We start from the raw sequence: 18761 nt of genomic DNA, 5'->3' as shown, positions 1-18761 counted from the left end.
TATACGAATATGGTAAAACAGAGTATGGCAAGCACGCTTGTTTGGCTTGCCCTTGTTGCTTTCTTTCCGCTATGTGCACAACAGCAACAGGAACATACTTTAGGCAGCTTGTGGCCTAAAGTCGAAGAAAATCATCCAGGCGTGGGAGCCAAAATAGCACATATTGATGCTGCCAGGCTCGATCAGTTGGAGCTAAAGAGTCAAATGTTACCCCAGCTGAAGGCACAAGCACAGAACACCTATGGAACTCATCAGGGAAGTGCAGGGGCTTTTTTCCCACAGGCAGGTCTTTTTAATGTAAACGGTTCAGCGCTACCTCTGAATGGAAGTTCCACTGCGGCAAATACTTTCGTCTCTGGAACCTTGGAATGGGAATTATTTTCTTTCGGAAAACAGCGAAAACTAAACCAGGCAGCAGCGGCCTTATTCTCCAAATCGCTAAGCGAAAAAGAAGCCTATCTGCTCAAACTGAAAAAAACATTATCCGAACGTTATATCTCCCTTTTGTACAACGATGCTAAACTAAAATGGTCTCAAAGGAATGCCCAGAGACTGGATCATATTCGCAAAATAACCTCGGGTTTATCCGCCTCAGGGTTGAGACCTGCTGCAGATAGTTTACTGGCTAGCTCTTCCTACGTGCTGGCCATGGGCGAGTCTGAGAAATGGGATGGTTTTAAAGACGCCTCGCTCATCAAGCTACTTGAACTCTACCCACAAGATACCCTTGATTATTCTGCCTCGGCCGGACGTTTTGGCAACCCCCTGAAATACACGCTAAACACCGGGAATACACCCAATCCTTCACATCCCATTTTAGCCGCATTGGATAAACAGTCCGAATTTTATCTCTTAAGCGCTCAGGCAGAAAAAAAAGCCGCATTACCCTCAATTAAGTTGCTGACTGGTTATGCCTATCGGGCTACAGGTATAAGTCCTCAGGGAAGCGTATCGGGCGAGTGGAAAGACGGGTTTAGCAATTCAAGCAGTAACTTTTTGGCAGGCATCGGTATCACCTGGAACTTAACAAGCCTACATACCAAAGCGCTCAAATCGCAAAAATTGCTTAAAGAAGCCGAAGGTTCAATGTTTCTTCACACCCAATATCAGCAGGCCCTACAAGCGGACTTATTTGCCGGGCAGGTGAAAATCATACAACAACACAAACAGCTTCACAAAACTAAACTCGCCGTTCAGCAATCTCAAAAGGCCTATACGATGTATCTAGCTAGATATACAAGTGGCTTAATCACCTTAAGCGAACTTTTGCAGATACGTCTTCTTCTGGAACAGACAGAAAACGATCATATTCAGGCCTCTGGTGAATATTGGTTACTTCTTTGTGCTAGAGCGGAGTTAACGGGCGATTTTGACTTTTTGTTTAACAACCTTTAATTTATTCTAAATGAACATCATAAGATTTGCCTTAAGGAAACCCATTGCGATCATGGTCGTTGTACTGGCAATTGCTTTGTTTTCCTATAACGCTATAAAGAAAATAAACGTAGACATTTTCCCTCAGGTGGAATTGCCCGCAATGTACATCGCCATGCCCTATGGGGGACTCTCTCCGACCTACATGGATGGCTTTATGGCCAACGAATTCCAAAAGGTACTCCTATTCGTTACCGGTGTGAAAAATCTTGATTTTAAAAGTGTACAAGGTTTAACATTGATGAAATTATCCTTTTATCCTGGGACCGATATGGCACAAGCTACCGCGGAGGTTTCAACATCCGTCTCCAGGGCAATGGGCTTTCTGCCTTCGGGAGCTGTTCCTCCAATGGTTGTTCGTTTTGACGGAAGCTCCCAACCGATAGGCCAGTTGGTTTTTGAAAGCGAACAGCGTTCAGTAAATGAGCTGCAAACATTGGCTATAACACGAATAAGACCGATGTTTACGCAAATTCCAGGGATTACCTCCCCAGCTCCTTTCGGAGGAAACATTCGTTCGATTGTTGTCAATATTGACCCTGAAGCTATGCAAGCTAACGGGTTAAGCCCAGAGGAGATTACCTTAGCGATAACAAAAAACAGTCTCCCATCTCCAGCTGGAAATATCCGTATAGGAGATGAAAACTTGATGGCCCCCATTAATTCTATCGCCAAAGGGCCACAGGAGTTATTGCGAACCCCAGTAAAGACTGGTGAAAACCGTACGGTATATGTTGGCGATGTTGCGCGCGTGGAAGATGGAGCCGATCAGACCGTCGGTTATGCCTTGGTAAATGGTAAGCGGTCGGTTTACCTTCCGATTATCAAAAAAGCAGATGCTTCTACCTTAGAGGCCGTAAAAAACCTGAAGGCTGCCATCCCATTGCTCAAAGATCAACTTCCTCCAGATGTAAAGGTTAGCTATGAATTTGACCAATCAACCTATATCGAGCGGTCACTTTCCAACCTGATCCACGAAGGTATTTTAGGGGCGGTTTTTACCGGATTGGTTATTTTGTTGTTTCTGGGTGACAGCCGTGGAGCTTTCATCGTCGTATTGACCATTCCGATTGCTATACTCTCGGCGGTGACGGTTCTTTACCTTTTCGGACAAACCATTAACATTATGACCTTAAGCGGTCTGGCTTTATCTATTGGTATTCTTGTGGATGAGGCCACGGTAACCATAGAAAATATTCACCAGCATATGGAACTGGGAAAACCCAAACAGCGGGCCATAATGGATGCTTTGCTTGAAATATCCACCGCTAAGTTGTTGATTTTACTGTGTATTCTTGCCGTGCTCATCCCTGCTTTTATGATGACAGGAATTCCCAAGGACATGTTTATGCCATTGTCTATGGCGGTTGCCTTTGCCATGGTTGCATCCTTTTTAGCCTCACAAACCTTTGTGCCCATACTGGCGAACTGGCTGATGAAAAATAAGCATATCACCCCGGTAAATTCGAAAAGAAAGCGCGCATTCTTTGAAAAATTTCGTGTTCATTATTCCCATCGGATGCGCAAATATCGGACGAAGGGATTGCCGCTTTTTATTGGATATGTGTTGGTGGCAGGCGCATTGGCGGGTGTACTCATAGGTAGTGTTGGTCTGGATGTAATGCCTGTTTCTAACAATGGTGATTTTCAAATACGTATTCAAGCACCCCAGGGAAGTAGACTCGAAAAAACAGAACAGATTGTAAAAAATATTACCCAAGATATTCAGGATGAATTACCCGAAAATGGGCTGAATATTACCTCTGCATTCGTAGGTATGCATCCGGCAGGCTCCCCTATCAACCCGATCTTCCTGTTCAGCAATTCTTCCCATGAAGCAGTATTGCAGGTTTCCATCAATCAGAATATTTTTTCCGGCTCCGTCGAGGATTTTAAAGAAAACCTCCGTAAAAAGATTATCCACAAGCATCCCGAGGTCACTTTCAATTTTGAACCTATGGAGCTCACCGAAAAGATTATGGGGCAGGGAGCGATGACACCTATTGAGGTAAAGGTAGGAGCAGCACAACTAGAGTCTGCGTTTCTACATGCATCCAAAATCCAGGACAACCTAAAGGAAATTCCTTATTTGCGGGATGTCCGCATTGCTGAACCTCTTGCCTATCCAAGCCTAGAAATCAATGTCAATCGTGAGCTAGCCGGAGAGTTTGGGCTAACCATGCAGGATATTACGCGCAGTTTGATTACGGCTACTTCATCAACTCGCTTTACGGATAAAAACCTTTGGATTGATCCAAAATCTGGACTTGTATTCCAGACACAAGTCCAGATACCCCCAGGTATTATCTCCCAAGAAAGTTTACGTTCACTGCCCCTCAAAGCTGGCAATATGCGTCCTGTACTGGAAGATGTGGCGAGCATTCGCAGGACTACAGCTCCGGCCCAGGTCAACCGCAAGGGACCAAACCGTTACCTTACGATCCTGGCCAATGTCTATGGAAAAGACTTGGGCACGGCCTCACGAGCAGTCAAGCAAGCCATTAAGGATGCAGGAGTGCCTGCTCGTGGAACGAGTGTCTGGACCGAGGGGAGTTTGCCCCTTTTAGAGGATACGCTAGAGAGTCTGTTGGCCGGTTTAGGTGTCGCCATTGTAGCCATATTTTTAATGTTATCGGCCTATTACCAATCCTTCAAAGTGCCTTTGGTTATTCTCTCTGTATTGCCGGCTGTGATTGCGGGTAGCCTTATTGCTCTTTTTTTAACAGGAAGTACACTCAATCTGCAATCTTACATGGGCATTATTATGTCTCTGGGGGTATCCGTCTCCAATGCGGTATTGTTGGTTAATCAAGCCGAATACTATCGTAAAAACCTGGCCTTAAAACCGGCGAACGCTGCAAGACTAGCAGCCTCCTCACGACTGAGACCTGTGTTGATGACTGCTGCGGCAATGCTTGCTGGAATGTTACCCATGGCCATGGGTCTGGGGCAGGGCGCGGAACAGGTAGCCCCACTGGCGAGAGCCGTTATTGGAGGTTTAGTTGCCTCCACCCTAACCATTCTTATATTGGTTCCCCATTTCTTTTCATCCCTAATTTCAAGGTCTATTGTGCTAAGTCCCTCTTTAGACCCTGATGATGAGCATAGCACATATTACAGACAACTATCGGGCAATCAGACGACACAACAACCTTTAAATAACGATAAATAATGCATCACACCCTTTCTATAAATAAAAAATCAATGCAGTTATTGATTCTGGGTACCTCGCTCATTTGGGTACTTTCAGCTTGTTCGCAAAAAGAACCACAAAAAATTCAACCCCAAAATGAGCCGCCAAAGTCAGTGAACTATCAGACTGTTCCTATACAGCGCATTAATCCCGAATACGAACTAACCGTTCCCGGGGAGCTCAAGCCCTTTGAACAGGTAGCGATTCATGCAAAGGTCAGCGGGTTTGTAAAACGAACCTACGTTGAGCGTGGACAAAGAGTTCACAAAGGACAGCTCCTAGCCGTACTGGAAGCTCCCGAGATGCAGCAGAAGTATCTTTCAGAGAAATCCACCGAGCAAAAGGGGTATAGTGATTACCTGTATGCAAAACAGGCTTATGAGCGGTTGGTTATGGCCTCCAAAACAACAGGAGCCGTAGCAGATATCGAACTCGACAGGGCCAAAAGCACTATGGAGAGTGCAAAATCCACCTATGATGCTTCCAAAGCGGGTACAGCACATTCTTCGGAATTGCAACAGTATTTACGCATCACGGCACCTTTTGAGGGAGTGATTACCCAACGGAATGTCTCTGTAGGAGCATTAGCAGGAACAGCCAGCAATACGCCATTATTTAAGATAGCCCAAAGCAATAAACTTCGGCTGACCTTATCTTTACCTGAAAAGCATGCATCCTCGGTTCATACGGGAATGTCCGCGAGCTTTACGATTAGCTCCCAGCCAGGTAAAACATTTCAGACCACGCTTTCCCGTACTTCGGGTTTACTGGACCAGCAAGATAGATCCCTCACACTTGAATTCGATGTTCACAATCCCTTAGGGGAATTGCAGGGAGGCGATTACGCGCAAGTAACGTTAAAATTAAAACGGCAAAACCCCTCAAATTGGATTCAAAGCAAAAGCATCTTAAACACAACCGCTGGAAGCTATGTACTCCTGCTTAAAGACAAAGAAATAAAACAAATTCCTGTACAAGAGGGTATCCGCATAGATTCACTAAGCGAAATCTTCGGAGACCTGTCTGTTAAGGATGAAGTCCTAATCAATCCCTCACAAGAAATCACCATCGGAAAAATAAAATAACATGAACATAAAATTTAGAAAAACAACATTGTGCATATTTGCCTTATTCACGACAGCGGGGCTTTGTCTGCTCTCTTGCACTACCAATAAAGAAAAAAACAGAACAGAGCAATCTACACCAACTCATACGCCCAAAGCAGACCATTCAGCACCAGCATATGCTGAAAATGAGGTTTTATTCAAGGATAAGGACGGAACAACAGTTTCCATAAGCTCCTTAAAAGGTAAAGTGGTGTTCATTAATTTTTGGGCAACATGGTGTCCGCCTTGTATTCATGAAATGCCTTCTATTAACGAACTCAAACAATCCTTTAAAGAAAGAGAAGATATCGTATTTTTGATGGTAGATGTGGATAACAATATAGAAAAATCCAGCGCCTTTATGGCGGATAAGAAATACGATTTACCTGTTTATGTACCTGTGAGTTCTATCCCTGCCGATTATTTAGGCGGCGCCATTCCAACAACAGTGATACTGGATAAGCAGGGAACCTTGATCGCGCGAATCGAGGGAGGTAGGGATTATAGAAATCCTGAACTAATCAAAGCACTCAAACAATTATTGGGAAGTAACAAACAAATTTGAAAACACACGCATAATGCAGAACATTCAAGAGAATTCCAAAAAACAGCCATCCGGGAATGCATGGTCATACCTAAAGAAAAATGCCTTCACTATTTTGATGGTCACCGCTGCCGGAATACTTCTAGTCAGCCCGGAGGCAAAATCATTCGTTCTTCGTCAATTGATGTGGACAGGGATTTTTAATGCAAACATAGATCAAAAAGATGCCAAGAACGCGCACCAGATTACGACCGATTTTGACTTTAAGGATGAGCGCGGAAGCATTCAAAACACCAAGTCACTACGAGGCAAAGTCGTCTTTATCAACTTTTGGGCATCCTGGTGTCCACCATGTCGGGCAGAACTCCCTTCTATCGAAACCTTGTATACGGTCTACAAAGGAAATCCCGATATTTTCTTTTTAACCATTAATCAGGACAGCGATCCCGCGATAGCCAAAGCTTATTTGGATAATGAAAAGTTTTCAATTCCCATATTCCGGTCTGATGCAAATTTCCCAGCAGATGTTTACTCTGGAACATTACCGACGACCCTTGTATTGGACAAAAATGGGAGAATCCGGTTTCATCATACGGGATTTGCCAATTACGGGTCACAGAAATTCCTAAAACAGATTGAAACATTAATGCTGGAAAATTAGTCCGCTGGATTGGCTCTAAGAAAGCAACGAATAGTAACTTGAGGGTTATTATTCGTTGCTTTTTTTATGCTTTTACTTTAAAATGCACCATCCAAAGAAGCCAGACAACAACTTATCCTTTTGGGATGTATTGCAGCACCTGATCCTGCGACAATAACATTTTTTTTAGCTTGAGGTAATCGATCGATTGAACAGTTTTATTTTCATCTATGGCCTGCACCGCTGCAACAGCAGCACTTTGACCCAGCACCATAAATACCGGTTCCATTCGAATGGAGCCAAATGAAATATGGGAGCTGGACAGGGCTACAGGAACCAATAAATTTGTGCACTCATTGCTTTTTGGGGTTATGGATCGATAAGAAATAGGGTATGGCTTAAAGCCTCCAATTTCAACATTCCCCTCGTTTTTCACCATGCCATCAACAACAATTCTTTGAACATTGTGGCTATCCATTTGGTATGCCGCCATCCCAATAGGATCGTTTATTTTTTCTTTTCCGGTGCAATTGTGTTCAGTCATAACATACGCTCCAACCATTCGTCGGCCCTCTCGGACATACAATTGGGGTGTAAAATGATTCGTCTTCATATATTCATCCTTAGGGTATCCCCATTTCGAGATAAAGTTTCTCAGGGAATCCGGGACTCTTTGATCACTCACAAAGAAATAGAGTAGACCCTTGGTATAGGCTAGATGCTCTTGGAAGATTTTCTCCCGCTCACCAAAATTAGCTTCTGGCCATTTGTGATTAGCTCCGATCATATCGGTAGAGAATGCGCCACGATTGTTGACATCTGTTTTACGCCCAGGCATTTTACTCCAGATAAAATACCTGTTGATATCCAGTACATCCGGTTGCGCCTGAAATAAACGTACCAGAAGTTCATATTTTTTTGGATCATATCCTTTGGGTTTAGTAATTGGAATCCTATTTTCAGCACTATCGGTCAAACATATTCGAAAATTATACGCTTGAACTCCGCTATCTGCTGATCCCCTTTGGGCTACCCCGGCATCGCTAATTCCCCAAAGTAAACCACTCTTAGGATCCTTGGGATCTTGATACGGACTAACTCCATCGGGAAATTGGTGAAATCCTGAAACCTTTCGATATTCCGGTAATTGAAACCCGCTATTGCTTTCCCCGTACTGCTTATTGTCCTCTCGCCCAAGGGCAAAAGAAACACCTGCTAAGGCAAGCAGATCTCCCTCATAGGTACAATCCATAAATACGCTCGCTGTTATTTTTTGCTTTTTTTTCTGGGAACCCTTGCTGTTTACCAGCGTTACGGATTTAATTTGGGTTTGCTCTTTTTCTACGCTCAGGATCTGTTTATCAAAAATAATAGGAATGTTGGCCTCCTTGATATATTGATCAAAGACATTGGAAGCTGCCCTTGGTTCAAATAACCAGGCCTCAGGCTGACCATAAATCTTTCCTAAACGTCTATAAAAATCTCGGGAGATACCACCAATGACCTGCTTGTTGCCAATATCGGTCTTTCCTAACCCTCCCGAGGATAACCCTCCTATATGTTGGTCTGTAGCGATCAACACGACACTTTTCCCCATTTTTATGGCTGTATATGCTGCTACTACACCGCTGGAAGTAGCTCCATAAATACAGATATCATATTCTACTGGATTTCCAAAACTACTTTTGGGAAGCAAAAAGCTAAAACTTGCTAGTAATAAGGTAAATGATAGGACTCTTAGGTTATTCATGTTAGGTTTTTTAGATATTCCCCTTAAATTAAGCATTTTTCATCCAGTTTAGTTCTTCCAACCCCAAAAAATTCAATTTTAGATCAAAATAGGTTGCCTCAAATGATTCGCTACCGTGCGCGGTCGTTATTTTTGAGATAATGACGATTAAAAACGGATTAACAGGAAACAGTCTTTAGTTTTCCGGGGGCCAAATTAGCGTGGGAAAGATTTCGTGATTTTATTTCTTTTTTTACCTGAACCTTAATAATCCTAAGTCAATCGAAATCGGCAAGGAGATGGCATATTTATTGTTTTAGTATGTGCCTAACGAAAAATAAATACAAACACACTATGAAAAAACAATGGATTCTGCCCATAGCTCTTGCGACATTTGCTTTGGGAAGTTGTACAACAGACAATGGTATCCCAACGGGTAACACTCCTGTAACAATTAAAATGACAGACGCTCCAGCAAATTACGATGCAATCCTTTTAAACATTGATGAAATTGAAATTTTAACAGCAGGCGGAAGTCGGATTATTGATGTGGAGGGAGAACCGTTTGATATTCTAGAATACCGCATGGGAAAGGATACCGTCATTGCGAGTCATGATGATGTTCCCTCAGGAAGGATTCAGGAAATAAGATTGATCTTAGAAGAAGAAGGGAATGAAATCATTGTCGATGGAGTTTCACATCCTTTAAAAACTCCTAGTGGACAGTCTTCGGGCGTAAAATTAAAAGTTCAGGATGACTTGTTGCCTAATGTGGCCTACACCTTATTATTGGATTTTGATGCCTCTAAATCAATTGTTCAAAATGGAAATGGTGGTTACTCATTAAAACCAGTTGTACGCGCGATTCCTCTCGCGGTTTCAGGAACAATCAAAGGTTCGATTACACCAGTTGAGGCTTGGCCAAATATTTATGCAATTGCTGGTCAAGATACGATTGGAACTTTGACAGACTCTTTAGGAATGTTCTATTTTCCTGGAGTTCCTCAGGGTGATTATAAAGTGGTTGCAGAACCTACTGTAGAGGGTTTTGACACCGTTGCTGTGGAGAATGTAACCGTTGGAACCGGAGAGGTTAAAGATTTAGGCGTTATTGACCTAGCAACAGAATAACACAGTCCAGATGAATAAATCCTGGGGTAGAAATCCTCAGGATTTACTTCTTAAAAACGAATTCAGAAATAATATACATGTTGGCTTTGTCTCGCTACCCCAGCCTATTCCTCTCAATAGCTCATGCATTATTTATTGGTCATCACGTTGTAAGTGGGGTCTTCCATAATATTCACTTCAATAACCGACCGAGCATTTTTTAATAGTTCTCTACAGTCTTTGCTCAAATGGCGTAGAAACACCTTCTTTCCTTGCTTGTGGTATTTCTCGGTAATCTTGTTCAAAGCTTCAATTGCGGACATATCCACCACTTTACTTTCTTTAAAATCTATAATCACTTCATCAGGGTCATCAGAAACCTCAAACTTCTCTAGGAAGGTCGTGGCGGAACCAAAAAAAAGTGGTCCGTAAATCTCATAATGTTTTATCCCTTGCTCATCAATAAATTTTCGCGCACGAATCCGCTTAGCACTCTCCCAGGCAAACACCAACGCCGAGATAACCACTCCAACCAATACCGCTAGTGCTAGATTGTGTATAAGGACGGTTATCGCCGCAACCAGCATGCCCACGAAGATGTCATGCCGTGGCATTTTGTTTATTATTCTAAAACTTACCCACTCAAATGTCCCGATTGCAACCATCATCATTACCCCAACCAATGCGGCCATAGGTATCTGTTCAATCACAGGACCCGCAACTAAAATGATCCCCAGAATGGCAACTGCCGCAATAATTGCCGAAAGTCTGGACCGACCTCCAGCACCTACATTGACCAAGGTTTGAGCAACCATCGCGCAGCCTCCCATCCCTCCAAAGAAACCGTTCGTTATATTTGCAATACCCTGAGCAGCAGCCTCACGGTTAGACTGCCCTTTGGAACCTGTTATTTCATCCACCATATTTAGTGTTAACAAACTTTCAATTAATCCCACGCCGGCCATGACCAAAGCATAGGGAAAAATGATCTTAAAAGTTTCCAGATTAAAGGGAATTTCAGGAATATGAAAAGAAGGTAAGCTGCCCCCAACGCTGGCAATGTCGATCACTTTTTTCGTCTCTATATTGAAAAAATAAACAAGGCTAAACACAACCAATATAGCAACCAAAGATGCTGGAACAGCCTTAGTGAATTTGGGCAAAACAAACACAATGGCAATAGTGAGAAGCGTTAATCCAATCATTAAATACAAGGCAGGTCCCTGCATCCAATCTGTAATTCCGTTCTGCGTAATTTTAAATTGTGCAACCTGTGCCATGAAAATGATAATGGCAAGACCGTTTAAAAAACCATACATGACGGGTTGAGGAATCATCCGAACAAATTTACCTAATTTAAAGAGCCCGACTAATACTTGGAATATGCCTCCTAGAACAACCGCAGCGAACAGATATTCCACCCCATGGGAGGCTGCCAATGCGATCAGAACAACAACCGTAGCTCCCGCTCCTCCAGAAACCATTCCAGGTCTACCTCCCAAAACAGCGGTCACGATACCCATTAAAAATGCGGCATAAAGTCCTGTCAAAGGAGATAGCCCGGCCAATATCGCAAAGGATAACGACTCTGGGATCATCGTCATCGCCACAGCTAGACCTGCTAATATTTCATTTTTGTAGTTAATTTTCTGCTTAAAATCAAAAAGGTTGAAAATTTTCTGCATGTAGGTAGATGTTTGAAATGTATAAATGAAATAGCGAGCCCTTCTGGAGAAACCCTCAGTACCAAAAGCCAGCCAACAAAAATAATGAAATAAATAAGTGTTTAGTCAACAATCGATGTGAAGTAAATGGGAAGATATTTCCGTTGTTTTTTTTTATCGGATCGAACAAAAGTACAATTTCAGAAGAAACTGTACAATAGTCTTCTATGAGGATCATTCGGAAATCTAAACTAGAATCAGACACCTCAATCCACTGCGCAATCCAATTATAGGTTTGAAAGAGTTTTATTTATGTAGTTACTAAATCGACTGTTTTTAGGTTCGCCAATTCTTTGTTTTCCATAAATGCTGTTATGTCCTGAAAAAAGATAGGATACCACGCAGGCAATGGCCACATAAATACCACAATCTGTACCGAAGAGTTCTATTCCCATCAACATACACGCTAACGGAGTATTGGTTGCCCCGGCAAACACGGCCACAAAACCCATTGCTGCAAGTAACCCGACCGGTAGAGGAATCAATAAAGAGAGTGCACTGCCCAACGTTGCGCCGATAAAGAATAGTGGGGTTACCTCACCTCCTTTAAATCCTGCAGCCAGCGTTACGATGGTAAAGATCATCTTAAGGGCAAAATCGTAAGGCTCCGATGGCATTTGGAAAGATTCCAGAATACTGGGAATGCCTAGACCAATGTATTTCGTTGTGCCAATAGCCAATACAGCCAATGCCACAAAAATACCACCCACAAATGGCCGCATTGGAGCAAAAGTGATTCGTTTATTAAATTGAGCCGTTGCCCAATGAATAATTTTGCTAAAAGACGCCGCACATAACCCAAAAACCAGTCCGGCCAAAATACTGTATAGGATGGCTAAAAAATCAACCTCATGGACTTGGCCAATCTGGTATTGTGTATGTTTTGCCTGCCAGAGATGGGTAACCCAGTCAGCGAGTACTGCCGAGGCAAAAGCAGGAAATAACGCATTGTAGCGAATACGTCCAATTAGAAAAACCTCCAGAGCAAAAACAGCTCCGGCCAATGGAGTGCCAAAAACAGAACCAAAACCAGCCGCAATTGCACATATAATGAGGATTGTTCGCTCAGACGAAGTTAGATGAAACGGTTTACTGAATTGGTCTACAATTGCCCCTGCCATTTGCAAAGCTGTCCCCTCTCTTCCAGCCGATCCACCGAAAATATGCGTCGCAATGGTTCCCAGATAGACTAAAGGAGCCATGCGAAATGGAATTGTTTTTCCAGGTTTCAAAATCGTCTCAATCAAAAGGTTATTTCCCTGCTGCGCATCTTTACCGTAATAGTGGTACAACAAACCAATAGCAAGTCCACCAATTGGAAGTAAAGCAATCAACCAGAGATGACTTTCCCTAAAATCAGTCGCCCAGTCCAACGAAATAAGAAAACCAGCCGAGGCTGAACCAACCGCGAACCCAATAAAAATACTGATAATCAACCATTTGACTATATAGGGTAAGGCTGGGTATATTCGAAAAAATACTTTAGCTTGAAGTATGCTGTTTTTTGTTTTTGAACGCTGCATCTTTGACATAGTTTTCCTGATTAATGTATACTAATTAATGATTAACCAGGCGTCATCAGCTTTTTTAGGGCGGTTGGTTAAGGAAGAACACCATTTCCTTTTTATACTGGCGGTAAATATATTATTTGTTGCTGAAAAATCCATAAAAATGTTCAGCATAAACTACTTTTTCCCTAGCTCTAGAAGGTTTGAACCTTCGGGATTACTGCCCAAGGTAAAGAAGATAGAATCCTCCTGGATTTAATGTTGCGGGTAATAGCGTGCTTTCAACCATAGGCTTGCTTTTACCAAGAGTATCAGGACTGGAACCTCAACCAACGGACCAATTACACCCACAAAGGCCTGAGGAGAATGAATCCCGAAGACTGATATGGATACCGCTATAGCCAGCTCAAAGTTGTTCCCTGTGGCAGTAAAGGCTATGGATGCATTTTTATCATAGGGAACTCCCAAAGACTTATTGACAAAGAAACTGACGAAAAACATCAGGATAAAATAGATAATAAGGGGAATGGCAACTTTTAGCACATCCATGGGCAATTCTACTATTTTATCCCCTTTCATGCTAAACATCAGCACAATAGTAAACAAAAGCGCATATAAGGTGATGGGTGATATTCTAGGAATATATTTTGTGTTATACCATACTATACCTTTTAATCTTACCAGCACATAACGGCTGATAAATCCAGCCAGAAAAGGTATTCCTAAATAAATCAATACACTCGCAGTAACCTCTTCTATAGATACACTTACATTAAAATTTGCTAACCCCAATTTGCTGGGTAACACATTGATAAATAGCCAGACCAAAAAACTGTAGGTAACTATTTGAAAAACAGTATTTAAGGCCACCAAAAGGGCTGCATATTCCCTGTTTCCTTTGGCTAAATCATTCCATACAATGACCATCGCAATACATCTGGCCAGACCAATCAAAATCAAACCCGTCATATAATCCGGCTCATCTCTTAAAAACAGAACAGCCAAGATGAACATGAGCGCGGTACCAACGATCCAATTAAGAAATAAGGATATTCCAATAACCTTTTTATCTTTAAATGCCCCAGGTAGAAGGGAATAATCCACTTTTGCAAGTGGTGGATACATCATCAAGATTAGTCCAATAGCCAGAGGAAGATTGGTCGTTCCTACCGATAATGCATTTGTAAGATCAGAAATGTTTGGAAATAGATGTCCTAGAGCTACTCCTACCGCCATAGCCATAAATATCCATAGGGTGAGGTAGCGGTCCAGAAATTTTAATTTTGATTTCATTGGTTATTTTTTAATGGCCTGGAAAACATAAAACATTTCGCGCGCGATTTCTAAACTCCGTTCAGCATATACTTGTGTCTGCTGGGGTGTATTATCTGAGACTTTTGGATCCTGGAAGGTAATGGGAATTCTTTTTTCTGCCCCGGGGATAAAAGGACATGCTCCGTCTGCCTGAGAACAGGTCATGACAGCGGCAAATCCAGATACCGGATTAAAAGGATTTTCGTATTGTTTTGAGAAGGCAATAATTGGTAGGGCATTATCGCTGTATTTTATCGCGTATATTGGGTTTTCAGTATCGGCAATTTTAAAAACGTAGAATCCTTGGTCCCCCAATGTTTCTGCCACTTTTGGAAATAAGGCCGTCTGTTCTGTTCCTCCTGAATAGGTTGTCACATCCACAACAGCATAGTGTGTTGCGGCAAGCTGCGCCCACACCTGAGATAAATGGCTTCTGCGGGAATTGTGTGTACAAATGAAATTTATATCTATTTGCTGTTTATGGTCTACCTTGTGCTGTATAAAATCTATTAAGGGCTGTAATACGATTTTACGTTCTTGGGAAAGATTTTGTAGTTCGATTTGTCGAATTGTTTGTGTTAATGTAGGATACATAATGAGAAAAATTGATACGTTAAAATTGATAGAACAGATACCCTAGTAGTGCTCCACCGATGACAATAAAGGCACTGTTTATTTTTTTGAATCTAAACACAGCAAGACCACTTAGGATCGCGATTGAAATAGACCTGAAATCGTTTAATGATTCTTTTCCCATGATGAAACATACGGCTGCTATGACTGCTACTGAGGCCACATTTACGCCATCCAGAAATGCAGATAAGTTACGGGAGCTACGCATTTTTTTCATCAAGGGTTGCAGTAAAGCAACAAATATAAAGGACGGAAGAAAAATGGCTATGGTCGAGACAATGGCTCCTGTTACGCCATTAATTTGATATCCAACAAATGTAACAGATGAAAATACAGGACCAGGCGTAATCTGGCCGACTGCAATGGCGTCCATTAGTTGTACTCTGGTCAACAATCCTGTTGATACCAGTTCGGTATCTAAAAAGGCAAATAAAACATAGCCGCTTCCGTAAAGAATAGCTCCAACTTTTAGAAATATCCAAAACAGATTGAGGTTGATCTGGGAAAAAATATCACTATTAGAGATTTGTAAAAAAACCATTGGGACTATACTTTGAAAATTGTTGGGTCCTTTGTTTTGGAAATAATAGGTTGTCATTCCCAGTAATCCCGCTGCGAACATGAGGTAAATTTCATTCACCCCAAATAGCGAAGCGATTAATACAAAGGCGCCAATAGCTCCTAATTTCGTTGATTTTATAGACCGCATTGCCAAAGGAAAAACAGCACCGATAATAACGGCAATGACCGCTGGTTTTATGCCATAGATGAAGGGTTGAATTTCCGGCATTCGTCCATATAATCTATACAGCCATGCAAAGACTCCAGTAAATAAGATGGCTGGAATAATAAAACATAATCCGGCGACAACCAACCCTCTCCACCCGCCTTTATAATACCCGATATGTATGGCCATTTCCGTACTGTTAGGGCCCGGTATGAGATTGACAGCCCCTAGCAAATCCAAAAAATGCTGCTCGCTCATCCATTTTTTTTTCAAAACCACCTCCTGCTGCATCATTGCAATATGTGCGGCAGGCCCTCCAAATCCTATAAAACCCAATTTGAGAAAAAGCTGGGCTATGGCGAGTATATTACTTTTGATCGCCATCATTTGATTGTGATTTTTTCCAGCGCTAAGCATCCCCCTTAACTAGAGTAGATATATTCTTTCTTCATGAAATTAACAGCATCCACCACCTGGCGTGCAAGCGTTCGCAGGATTTACTGACAATTCTATAAATTCTGGTTTGGAAGGAACTCCGCAGGCATCTTGAGCCAGACAGGCGGTTGTTTTGTTTTTCAAAAGAAAAGTTTTCCCATTAAAATCCAAATCGTATTTCCCAATGGTATCACTCTGATATTCTACTTCAATTTCCGCGTCCTGTATACCTAATTTCTCTTCGGAAAGATTAATGATCTTAAGCAGTTTACCTGGTTTTAGTTTGTGCTCATAATCATTGGCATTCCAAAGTTGAAAGTTGACCACCTTTTCTGAGCGAATAACACCGCCGCAGTCAATAAAATTTTTCGTTATTTGTCCTACCTCAGTTACGTGAAAGTGTTCCGGAACAAAGGTTCCATTCTCTAATTGAAATTCAACACGATCTAATGTTGTTAAGATTTCCTTGATGTTGGATAGTTTCATAGTATGCGATTAGTTTTGTTTAATGATATATTGCAATGTTACGATCATTAAGGCAAAAAAGCTTTAACAACACTGCTTAACATGTACATCCTGATTAAAAAAGGCATTAATTTCCGTTTGAAATTCATTCCATAAACCCTCTTCAATGCAATAACAAACTGATTTGCCTTCAATAGTTCCTTGAATGATGCCCATGTTCTTCAGCTCCTTTAAATGTTGCGAAATAGTTGCCTGTGCCAATCCCAGCTCCTCTACCAAATCATTACAGATACAAGCATTCGATTTGATAATAAATTGAAGAATGGCAATCCGCGCAGGGTGAGCCAAAACCTTAAATAGAGAAGCTAGTCTATTTTGTTCAACGGTGAACATCTCAGTTTTCGTAAGTCCCATGTGTACATTTGTTATATTGCAATATTACGATTATAAAAGTTAATTCTCAAAAATTTTATTATTTTTTTTCACCAGGATATCCTCGTGTTCGTTTGAAATTTAAAAAAAGCTGCTGGAAATTAATCCAACAGCCGCTGTATTATTGGTTGCCCGTTTTTTAATAACCAACTCCGGTTCTACGTGGCTGTCTAATGGCTGGCCAAGGGGATGCTTTACCGTCTGCCCCCGCAGGCAGCACGCGACGTTCACGGTTTACTAATGCTGGTTCTTCGGATGCTTTATAGGTCAGAATAGCCGTTAATATCACGTTTTGTTGAAGGTCATCGAACACGAGTTTATCATAGGTGTCTAGATTGGTATGCCAAGTATTGCTAAAGTATCCCCAGGATAATGAACTTAACATAAATCCGGGTACTCCAGCGGCAACAAAAGAGGCATGATCTGATCCACCTGATCCGGGGGAACCCGGAAAATTTGTTTCTATATCTTTGGTTATTTCTACAGGAACTGCAGACAGCCATCGGCCCATAAAATCATAGGCATGAACAAAGCCTGAGCCACCAATATTAGCCACTCTGCCTGTACCGTTATCCAGATTAAAAACCGCCTGCGTTTTTTCAATAATTTCAGGATTGTCCAAGACAAAAGATCTTGAGCCATTCAATCCTTGTTCTTCAGAACCCCATAGCCCGACAAGAATAGTCCGTTTAGGATTGGGAAGTATTTTCTTTAAAACTCGAGCAACTTCCATCATCGCGATAGTACCGGTACCATTATCCGTTGCTCCAGAACCTCCTTCCCAGGAGTCTAAATGAGCCGAAAGAATGACATATTCATCAGGAAACTCGGATCCTTTTATTTCAGCAATTGTATTAAAAGAAGGGACATTTCCCAAATGTTTAGAAGAGGTCTCTACTTTTATCTTAGGTGAATATCCCTTTTCGGCTAAGCGGTACAACATCCCATAATCTTCTAAGGATAAGTCTACCGAAGGGGCAACGTGTGACCGGGCTCCGAAAATTTTGTTGGCTCCAAATTCCTTGGACCAATAGCTACTCAGAATGCCTACAGCGCCAGCGTCTTCCAAGACCGAAGGAATGGAATTCGGTTGTAATCCTGTTGCCTGAATACGTTTATACCATGCACGACTTAAAGAATCTCTTTCTTTGTGCATTTTCGCCAAGGATTCGGCTGTCGCAAATTCCTTCCAGTTCGCATCTGGTCTACCGGTCGGTTGTGGCATAGACACCAGTACATATTTCCCTTTCACCTGGGGTAACCATTCTTTAAAACTCACAGAATCAGTGAATTCTGGGAGAGCAATTACTTCCCCTTCAATAGATTTCCCATTGGTGCTAGGACTCCAGGCGAGTTGCGTTCCGGCAAGCGTTTTTTGACGAGGATAGGTCATATCAATATGTGAGATGCCACGCTCCCAGCCGTGCCATTCGCCAAATTGTTGGTTTTTAGCGCTAATGCCCCAGCGCTGAAATGTTTTCAGGGCCCATTCATTAGCCTTGGTCATTTGTGGAGTTCCTACAAGCCTTGGTCCTACCACATCCAACAGTTCAAAAGCCAATTGCTCTAACTCTGAGTTTTCTTTCGCTTCTTTTATAATTTGCTGGACGATAGGCTCTAATTTTTGCTTAGTTCCTGGATAGCCTTGTGCCTGTACATGGGTGAAACTTAACCCACCTAACAAGCATATTAAGCTTAGCTTTTTGAAATTTAAATTAGACAAGAGTTGGTTTTTCATCTGATTCATTTTTAGGGTAAATTGGAAAC

The 18761-nt window shown here is 42.0% G+C and carries 15 protein-coding genes and 1 riboswitch; of the genes, 6 read left to right on the top strand and 9 right to left on the bottom strand.

Going from position 1 to position 18761, the window contains the following annotated elements:
- Positions 1–24: 24 nt before the first annotated feature.
- From AC6CHH_RS00895 to AC6CHH_RS00875, 5 genes are read left to right on the top strand one after another with little or no spacing between them, the layout of a single operon-like run.
- Positions 25–1395, top strand: coding sequence for a TolC family protein (locus tag AC6CHH_RS00895; protein ID WP_498278755.1), 1371 nt, complete (start codon positions 25–27; stop codon positions 1393–1395).
- A gap of 10 nt (positions 1396–1405) precedes the next feature.
- A complete protein-coding gene (locus AC6CHH_RS00890; RefSeq protein ID WP_498278753.1) occupies positions 1406–4606 on the top strand; it encodes an efflux RND transporter permease subunit in 3201 nt (1066 codons plus the stop codon).
- 32 nt (positions 4607–4638) lie between these two features.
- Complete coding sequence (locus tag AC6CHH_RS00885; RefSeq protein ID WP_498278751.1) at positions 4639–5712, top strand: efflux RND transporter periplasmic adaptor subunit; 1074 nt, start codon at positions 4639–4641, stop codon at positions 5710–5712.
- Position 5713: 1 nt separating this feature from the next.
- On the top strand, positions 5714–6298 hold the full coding sequence (locus AC6CHH_RS00880; protein WP_498278749.1) for a TlpA family protein disulfide reductase: 585 nt from the start codon (positions 5714–5716) through the stop codon (positions 6296–6298).
- A gap of 13 nt (positions 6299–6311) precedes the next feature.
- On the top strand, positions 6312–6938 hold the full coding sequence (locus AC6CHH_RS00875; protein ID WP_498278747.1) for a TlpA family protein disulfide reductase: 627 nt from the start codon (positions 6312–6314) through the stop codon (positions 6936–6938).
- Between the two features lie 112 nt (positions 6939–7050).
- Here the strand turns inward: AC6CHH_RS00875 and AC6CHH_RS00870 are convergent, their stop codons facing one another.
- Positions 7051–8667: an FAD-dependent oxidoreductase gene (locus AC6CHH_RS00870; RefSeq protein ID WP_498278745.1), complete on the bottom strand. Its 1617-nt coding sequence runs from the start codon at positions 8665–8667 to the stop codon at positions 7051–7053.
- A 333-nt stretch (positions 8668–9000) separates the two neighbouring features.
- On the opposite strand from AC6CHH_RS00870, the gene AC6CHH_RS00865 reads away from it, so the two are divergent.
- Entirely contained in the window at positions 9001–9777 is a 777-nt protein-coding gene (locus tag AC6CHH_RS00865; RefSeq protein ID WP_498278743.1) for a DUF4382 domain-containing protein, read from the top strand.
- 128 nt (positions 9778–9905) lie between these two features.
- On the opposite strand, the gene AC6CHH_RS00860 is transcribed toward AC6CHH_RS00865, so the two are convergent.
- The 8 genes from AC6CHH_RS00860 to AC6CHH_RS00825 all read right to left on the bottom strand — a co-directional run bounded on the left by AC6CHH_RS00860 (position 9906) and on the right by AC6CHH_RS00825 (position 18732).
- A complete protein-coding gene (locus tag AC6CHH_RS00860; protein WP_498278741.1) occupies positions 9906–11441 on the bottom strand; it encodes a SulP family inorganic anion transporter in 1536 nt (511 codons plus the stop codon).
- Positions 11442–11707: 266 nt separating this feature from the next.
- On the bottom strand, positions 11708–13003 hold the full coding sequence (locus AC6CHH_RS00855; RefSeq protein WP_498278739.1) for a voltage-gated chloride channel family protein: 1296 nt from the start codon (positions 13001–13003) through the stop codon (positions 11708–11710).
- Positions 13004–13042: 39 nt separating this feature from the next.
- A riboswitch (Fluoride riboswitch) is annotated at positions 13043–13110 on the bottom strand.
- A 133-nt stretch (positions 13111–13243) separates the two neighbouring features.
- Entirely contained in the window at positions 13244–14281 is a 1038-nt protein-coding gene (gene arsB / locus AC6CHH_RS00850; RefSeq protein WP_498278737.1) for an ACR3 family arsenite efflux transporter, read from the bottom strand.
- Between the two features lie 3 nt (positions 14282–14284).
- A complete protein-coding gene (locus tag AC6CHH_RS00845; protein ID WP_498278735.1) occupies positions 14285–14896 on the bottom strand; it encodes an arsenate-mycothiol transferase ArsC in 612 nt (203 codons plus the stop codon).
- Between the two features lie 19 nt (positions 14897–14915).
- Positions 14916–16049 (bottom strand): chromate efflux transporter, encoded by a 1134-nt coding sequence (gene chrA, locus AC6CHH_RS00840; RefSeq protein WP_498278733.1) that lies wholly within the window; start codon positions 16047–16049, stop codon positions 14916–14918.
- Positions 16050–16118: 69 nt separating this feature from the next.
- Positions 16119–16583, bottom strand: coding sequence for a DUF6428 family protein (locus AC6CHH_RS00835; RefSeq protein WP_498278731.1), 465 nt, complete (start codon positions 16581–16583; stop codon positions 16119–16121).
- A gap of 63 nt (positions 16584–16646) precedes the next feature.
- Entirely contained in the window at positions 16647–16976 is a 330-nt protein-coding gene (locus tag AC6CHH_RS00830) for an ArsR/SmtB family transcription factor (RefSeq protein ID WP_498278729.1), read from the bottom strand.
- Between the two features lie 157 nt (positions 16977–17133).
- Positions 17134–18732: a M20/M25/M40 family metallo-hydrolase gene (locus tag AC6CHH_RS00825; RefSeq protein ID WP_498278727.1), complete on the bottom strand. Its 1599-nt coding sequence runs from the start codon at positions 18730–18732 to the stop codon at positions 17134–17136.
- Positions 18733–18761 lie beyond the last annotated feature (29 nt).

It is taken from the genome of Sphingobacterium sp. GQ94 (genome assembly GCF_059758715.1).
This window is presented reverse-complemented; position numbering and strand designations above follow the sequence as displayed.

Excerpts from the sequence above, each read along its gene's own strand:
- AC6CHH_RS00895 (WP_498278755.1), top strand. The coding sequence starts at position 25 with ATGGCAAGCACGCTTGTTTGGCTTGCCCTTGTTGCTTTCTTTCCGCTA.
- AC6CHH_RS00890 (WP_498278753.1), top strand. The coding sequence starts at position 1,406 with ATGAACATCATAAGATTTGCCTTAAGGAAACCCATTGCGATCATGGTC.
- AC6CHH_RS00885 (WP_498278751.1), top strand. The coding sequence starts at position 4,639 with ATGCAGTTATTGATTCTGGGTACCTCGCTCATTTGGGTACTTTCAGCT.
- AC6CHH_RS00880 (WP_498278749.1), top strand. The coding sequence starts at position 5,714 with ATGAACATAAAATTTAGAAAAACAACATTGTGCATATTTGCCTTATTC.
- AC6CHH_RS00875 (WP_498278747.1), top strand. The coding sequence starts at position 6,312 with ATGCAGAACATTCAAGAGAATTCCAAAAAACAGCCATCCGGGAATGCA.
- AC6CHH_RS00870 (WP_498278745.1), bottom strand. The coding sequence starts at position 8,667 with ATGAATAACCTAAGAGTCCTATCATTTACCTTATTACTAGCAAGTTTT.
- AC6CHH_RS00865 (WP_498278743.1), top strand. The coding sequence starts at position 9,001 with ATGAAAAAACAATGGATTCTGCCCATAGCTCTTGCGACATTTGCTTTG.
- AC6CHH_RS00860 (WP_498278741.1), bottom strand. The coding sequence starts at position 11,441 with ATGCAGAAAATTTTCAACCTTTTTGATTTTAAGCAGAAAATTAACTAC.
- AC6CHH_RS00855 (WP_498278739.1), bottom strand. The coding sequence starts at position 13,003 with ATGCAGCGTTCAAAAACAAAAAACAGCATACTTCAAGCTAAAGTATTT.
- arsB (WP_498278737.1), bottom strand. The coding sequence starts at position 14,281 with ATGAAATCAAAATTAAAATTTCTGGACCGCTACCTCACCCTATGGATA.
- AC6CHH_RS00845 (WP_498278735.1), bottom strand. The coding sequence starts at position 14,896 with ATGTATCCTACATTAACACAAACAATTCGACAAATCGAACTACAAAAT.
- chrA (WP_498278733.1), bottom strand. The coding sequence starts at position 16,049 with ATGATGGCGATCAAAAGTAATATACTCGCCATAGCCCAGCTTTTTCTC.
- AC6CHH_RS00835 (WP_498278731.1), bottom strand. The coding sequence starts at position 16,583 with ATGAAACTATCCAACATCAAGGAAATCTTAACAACATTAGATCGTGTT.
- AC6CHH_RS00830 (WP_498278729.1), bottom strand. The coding sequence starts at position 16,976 with ATGGGACTTACGAAAACTGAGATGTTCACCGTTGAACAAAATAGACTA.
- AC6CHH_RS00825 (WP_498278727.1), bottom strand. The coding sequence starts at position 18,732 with ATGAAAAACCAACTCTTGTCTAATTTAAATTTCAAAAAGCTAAGCTTA.